This is a genomic window from Desulfofalx alkaliphila DSM 12257, from assembly GCF_000711975.1.
Taxonomy (GTDB): Bacteria; Bacillota; Desulfotomaculia; order Desulfotomaculales; family Desulfohalotomaculaceae; genus Desulfofalx; species Desulfofalx alkaliphila.
Map to the genome: position 1 here is coordinate 1 of NZ_JONT01000048.1, position 5,912 is coordinate 5,912.

At 33.8% G+C, this 5,912-nt stretch carries 5 protein-coding genes; 2 read left to right on the forward strand and 3 right to left on the reverse strand.

The window, feature by feature from the left end; all coding sequences use genetic code 11:
• Nucleotides 1-256: ATP-binding protein (locus BR02_RS0112755; RefSeq protein WP_169738625.1), on the forward strand; the 256-nt coding region annotated here is incomplete at its 5' end.
• Between the two features lie 531 nt (nucleotides 257-787).
• Here BR02_RS0112755 and BR02_RS0112760 read toward each other — a convergent pair.
• Nucleotides 788-1,069 carry a hypothetical protein gene (locus tag BR02_RS0112760; protein ID WP_169738626.1) on the reverse strand — a complete coding sequence of 94 codons (282 nt, stop codon included), beginning with the start codon at nucleotides 1,067-1,069 and terminating at the stop codon, nucleotides 788-790.
• A 5-nt stretch (nucleotides 1,070-1,074) separates the two neighbouring features.
• A complete protein-coding gene (locus BR02_RS0112765) occupies nucleotides 1,075-1,992 on the reverse strand; it encodes a ParM/StbA family protein (RefSeq protein WP_031517693.1) in 918 nt (305 codons plus the stop codon).
• 512 nt (nucleotides 1,993-2,504) lie between these two features.
• Between BR02_RS0112765 and BR02_RS0112770 the strand changes: the two genes are divergently transcribed.
• Entirely contained in the window at nucleotides 2,505-3,176 is a 672-nt protein-coding gene (locus tag BR02_RS0112770) for a hypothetical protein (RefSeq protein ID WP_031517695.1), read from the forward strand.
• Between the two features lie 48 nt (nucleotides 3,177-3,224).
• Here the strand turns inward: BR02_RS0112770 and BR02_RS0112775 are convergent, their stop codons facing one another.
• Nucleotides 3,225-5,531, reverse strand: coding sequence for a hypothetical protein (locus BR02_RS0112775; RefSeq protein ID WP_157834979.1), 2,307 nt, complete (start codon nucleotides 5,529-5,531; stop codon nucleotides 3,225-3,227).
• Nucleotides 5,532-5,912: the final 381 nt, after the last annotated feature.

Genomic DNA, 5,912 nt, shown 5'->3' on the forward strand with positions numbered 1-5,912 from the left:
GTACATTCCCTTTGATAAATTATCATCACAGTTACTATTTAACGTCATATCAAACAGTTACGAGCAGCAAAGCGTTATTATAACATCAAATCTTGAGTTCGGCCGCTGGAATGATATCTTCCGGGATGACCGGCTAACAGCTGCTCTAATTGATAGATTAGTCCATCACGCCCACATATTAGGCTTTACCGGTCCCAGCTATCGCTATCGGGAGGCTATCTTGGCTAGGGGTAATGGGGAAATGATCGATAGTTAGCAGGCAGAATCATTAATTAACTAAATACGGATGCTATGCACATCTTAACTGCCAAACTATGAATTTTCTACTTGCCAAACACAGCCAGTGTAAAAATTATTAAAGATTTGCACCCTAACATATTATATAGTTGTATGGCAGCACTTACTATAAGGCAGATTGAAATAATAAACGTTATTATTAAAATCTTGAACTAATATCACCTCCTGTATTCATATATGTTCTTATTGATGTCGGTATTTTTACAATATGCAAAGTTGTTTTATCTTACATGCCTAATATGTCATAATCCTACTATCCTCTTTTTATTCAATCACTAAAATCTTCTCCAGTGTATAAATTAAACCATAGAATTCTCCAATATTTTAAATGGCTTGGTATAGTTTGTCCATTGGGGAATATTAGTATTTTATCCTTTTCTAAAAACCATTTTTCTATTATTCTCATCCCTTTTTTTGCTCCATTATATCATGATCCCGGTTGCTCCTTCCGCTCCTAAATAGAAAAAACCGGCCTGTTAATGGCCAGTTTTTAAATGCTGTCAAATATTTGGAAGACCTCATCAGGTATTTGGCTTTCTTCTGCAAAATCGCAATGCTTATCTGCTGTAAGTTTCATCTCTTTGATAACTTCTCTAAATGCTCTTTTAATCCTTATTAGTTCCCTCTCCTCTTGGGTGACACCTTCATAGGCTAATACGGCTTTGATAATATAGGCTGTTTTCTGTCTTTTTGATCTGATAATATTGTAAGCAATCCGATCATTTTTTCTTTGTAGATTGAAAGATAGGTTCAATCTTTTAATTTCATCCAAGAACATCACCTGTCCCTACTAATCGCCTGCTTTGCTAGAAGTTCAAAGCCTTTTACATTTGCAAAACTATCTAAAACTTCTACATATCCTATTTTAGGACTATTTTCAATGTGTTTTTGCAAAAGCAATGAACCCCCACCAACAAATATTGTCGGATTTATTTTCATCTCAAAGCCGTACTCTTTCAATCTATCCAACAATTCTTCAACGTATATTTGTGTTTTGTCTTCAATTAATGCCTTAATATTTTCATTTTGAAAAAATGAGATGTTTTCTCCTAGAATTGTATCCTCAATCTGCTCCTCATGAATTTCTATCCCTAAAGACAGGATTTCCTGTTTTATTGAATTTAATAGAGTTACAATTCCAGTAGTTAAACTTATGCAAGATTTAATGTTTAAAAGCCCTTTTTCAACAGTGAAAACATCAATGGTATATCCACCGATATCTACAACATTAAGTCTTGATACATCCTTATAGTGAGTGAAATGAGGCATTATCGCTGCATAGCCCTGGGGATAAACATATGCATCTTTAATTGACACTCCATATTGCTTCCCTCCAAAGGTAAATGATACATCATCTCTTATAAAATACTCTCTGAATTTATCCTTTTGCTTCCCATAATACATAATAGGCAAGCCACATGCTAAAATGATCTCTCCCTTTTTAACCCCTTGATACTTCTTCTCTAATACTTCTGCAATGGCAGGCAATGATAGAATAAAGAAGTTGTCGTTTACAGTCTTATCAACCATTACAGGAAACCTTTCACCTGAGATAGAGTAATACTTGCCTTCAAATACCAATAGTCTTTCTTTTGTAATAGGCATGGTGTTTGAAACAGTGAAGCCCGAATTATACTGATTAACAATGCTTTTTATTGCCTTGTTTCCGTGGTCTATTCCTATAATATAACCCATAGATTTTCCCTCCTATTTTTGATAAATGGTTCCCCACAAGAACTATCAATAATATTTAGTTCCTGTGGGGTTCTTAATAATGAGATGTCACCTCCTTAAGTAATTACAATGTATTTGCATCCTCCTTTCTTCGAAAAATAAAAGGAAAAATGGATTACAGGCTTAGAACACCTGCAGCATTTTTCCCTAACTATCTAGAGTAAACAAAATTTGTCATGCTATATTTGAACAAATGATGTTGGATTCCTTGTTTTTGCATTAATTTTTATCTGGTTTCACTTTCCCAAAAAAGTAAAAACCCCTGCGTTGTTTTCCGGTTTATCTGCCAAAGGCATCACTACAAAAACAATCTGCAGGGGTTCAGTATCTATATTAACTTCGAAGGAGAGTGTTGCTCATATTATAGCATGCATGAGCGATAAATGGAGCCCTATATATTTACATATAATGGTTGATATCCTCCATTGTCTGTGCTAGGATGATGTACACTAAAAAATAAAGGAGGTATGTTTTTGGCATTTCCAGTGAATTTAGAGAATTTGCAAAATGCTATACTCATTAGCAACCTAACTGAAAAGGATTATGATTCACATGATTTCTTCATCCTAAAAACTTGCATTACCTTATTATCATCTATGCAGGATTTGATAGATCAGATAGAAATGGGTGAAGGCTTCTCTGTTCATTGTGAAAAAGAGTGGTCACAATTTATCAAGTATTATAACAAGACTTATAAAAGGGCGAAAAAAATCTTCCATCGGTATTTGAAACGATTAAAAATCGATTATTGGGAACAAGAAGAACTGGTTCGCAATATATTATGGGTTACAAAACTTATTGATTCTGGTTTTTATGAAACTGATGAAGAAGACGTATATTTTCATGCCGTTATTCTAAGTGGTAAATTCTTCACTTCAGTTTTTTACTATAATTATCTCATTAATGAGGCTTGTGACAGAAAGATCAACTCACCTGAAAGCCTTTTTAACACTAGAAAAAATCTATCTTCCATCAAAAACGAAAGGCTATGGATTGAAGAAACCTACAATCAGTTGAAAGACAAGGAAATTGATGAAGTTCCTGAAGAAACAAAAGAAATGTTGTTTGCTCTTTGGGATCGAACTTTCGATTTTTTACAAGAACTAATAAAATGTTTTAGTAAAACTGAAGCCTTGAATAATTAATATAGTCCCCTGATACCTTGGGGACTATATTAATTCCAAATAGTTAAACTATATCCTGATAAATTTTTTTACCTCTCTTTGTGTTAGTGAAATGAACTCTGCTCCAGGGACGGGATAATTACTTAAGACCAGAACTTTACAAGGTTCCGTTATAGCCCTAGCCCTTCCTACAGTTTGAACAAGTTCAGACTCTATCATATAAAATTGGATTTCCCGTAATAAATCATTGCTGCTGTAAGTATTGAAGTAAAAGTTGTAGTTTCCCCTTGAAACAGGCTGATACATTACCTTGCTTTCATTTAGCCTTACATCAAGGCCTAAAACACTTGCAAATAGCAGATAACAATAGGGGTTAATATGGGGAGTCCCTATTACAGTGATATTTTGACCTTTTAGATTATCACGCCCCGCACTATTCCAAAATGACACACTTGGTTCACTTATATCATTAAAAAAGCCGCTGTAAGTGATAACCTTACTATCAGGGTTATATCTATTTATTAAAGCATTTGCAATATCCATCATTTCTTTTTTATTTCTATGAATGGATAACTTACTAAAGGCTCTTACAGGAACTTGCCAAATCTCTCCTTTGTGTTCAACATCACCAACATCATAAAATTTCATATTTTGACCGAAAACCATTTTATAAATCTTTTCATTGGCAGTTGCACTGAAAATAATTACCTTTTTATCAGGTAAGTCTCTTTTGTTTATAAAAACTATCTGCTCATTACCATTTCGCCCAGTCACTTTGACAAAATGACTTGAATTTAAAAATCCTAGCACATTTGTCGTTATTAGGTCATTTTTTACTACTAATTTTTCAATCTCCTTTGCACAAAGCATAAAATAATTCGGTGTTTTTAGTACCACTCCTTCAGGCGTTTTGGTAATTAACTCAAACATAAAATCGGTTAACTTTTTTAAAGGCGAAAATTCCGGATCTAAATACACCAGTTGGCTAAGTATAGCCATGTCTTGTATTGACATAGATGAAATTGGAAACATTCCATTTAGAACAATATCTTCATCTATTATTAGAGTATCATTAAAGTCCTTTTCAAAAAATATTCTTTGGTGAGTAGTTAAGATAGTTTGGTTCTCAGATTTTTTTACTCGCCTCAAGTCCTTAATATATTGTGCTATGACTTCATTTTCCTTTGCTAATTGTCTTAAATACATATTTGCTCCTTTAAAAGAGCCTGTATCATAGAGCCTATCTAACTTATTGCGTTTTTCAGGTTCAATATCAGGAAGTTGTGGCACAGCATAATGGTCTACTCCTGCTTTTGCCAATCTCTCGCTTACCTCGTCCTTTAATTTATGTGTAGGCACTGCTATCGTCAATTTATTATCTATACTAGCATTTATGTATTCTTCGGTTTTCCCTAACCCTGCCGGTGCCTTTATAACAAAAATCCCCTTTTGTGGAGAGGCAATTATTTCATTAACAATATTGGATAATTCCTTTCTTGCCTCTTTTATACTTTTAGTTTTTCTTTTACCAACTACTTGAATTCTCCCTTTGAATAATTTTCCTTGTTCTATCATATTAATTCCATGTTTGCAGTCATTAATGAAAGGACAATAACTTTCGCACCTAGAAGGAGCATATTTACCTTTGAGAATTTGATTCTTCATAACCCACCAACTATAGTTTTTCACCTTATATTCTTCACGGCTGTTTAGAATCTTATCTACTTTCGTTACTCCACCTTTTATTTTCAAAAGGTTGGACATGAGACCAAACATTTCATTGTGGTACAACCAATACTTACCATCTATTGCTTCCCGGTATAATCGACAATTTTTATATAGATTTTCAAAGGGGTAAGCCGTTATAAGATATGTCTTAGTATTTTCCTTCTTAATATCAAAGCGGGGGGCAAAGTCATTTTCCTTTTCAAAAAAATACTCCTGCGTGTTATTGTAACAAAAATAGATTACATACCCCATATGACTAAAAAGTGTACTATTATATATATTATTAATTAAGGACTTACACTTTTTAGTCATTGATACATAAACATTGCTACTATTAACTTCAGGCATATCTTTTTCATCATGAAACGTAAAAAACTTTGGATAACCATTCTCCATGTCAATTCCAACATCTCTGCAAAAATTATACATGTTTCTCGATGCATTAGTACTATTTCTAATTACTGAGCATGCAGCAAATATAAGATTCGGTATTGATTCTACATATGAAAAGTTTTCATAAATAACTTCTCTGCCACCGTATATTATTCTCGAAGGATCTCTTGTTTCTGTTTTGGACTGTGGGAAAACTTCCAACAGGGATCTAATTACCAGATTGCGAACCCTGATATCCTGAATCACCTCATCCATAACGAAAACCATTTTAAACCCACTATCTGAATTAAAGGGCGTGTATATAAATGAAGGGAATAGATTTACCCTTTCACTGTTTTTGGTAATATAAAAGTACCGAGAATGGCAGCGTAAAATTCCATAGTAGCAAAAAAGAAGGAGTCACCGCATAGCATCCCTAAAATAAGCCTCTAAGCGACAAAGTAAGGAGGCGGATTAAAGGAGTGCTAACAGTGACTCAGATAGAGTATATCAAACATTTGCGGGAAAATGAAGGTGCATCAATTAGTGAAATAGCAACTAGGGTAAAATGTTGTTGGAAGACAGCAAAAAAGTATGCTGATGGTGAGATAAATTTACAAACAAGAGGAAAACGCAGGCGTAAACAACGGGTTATGG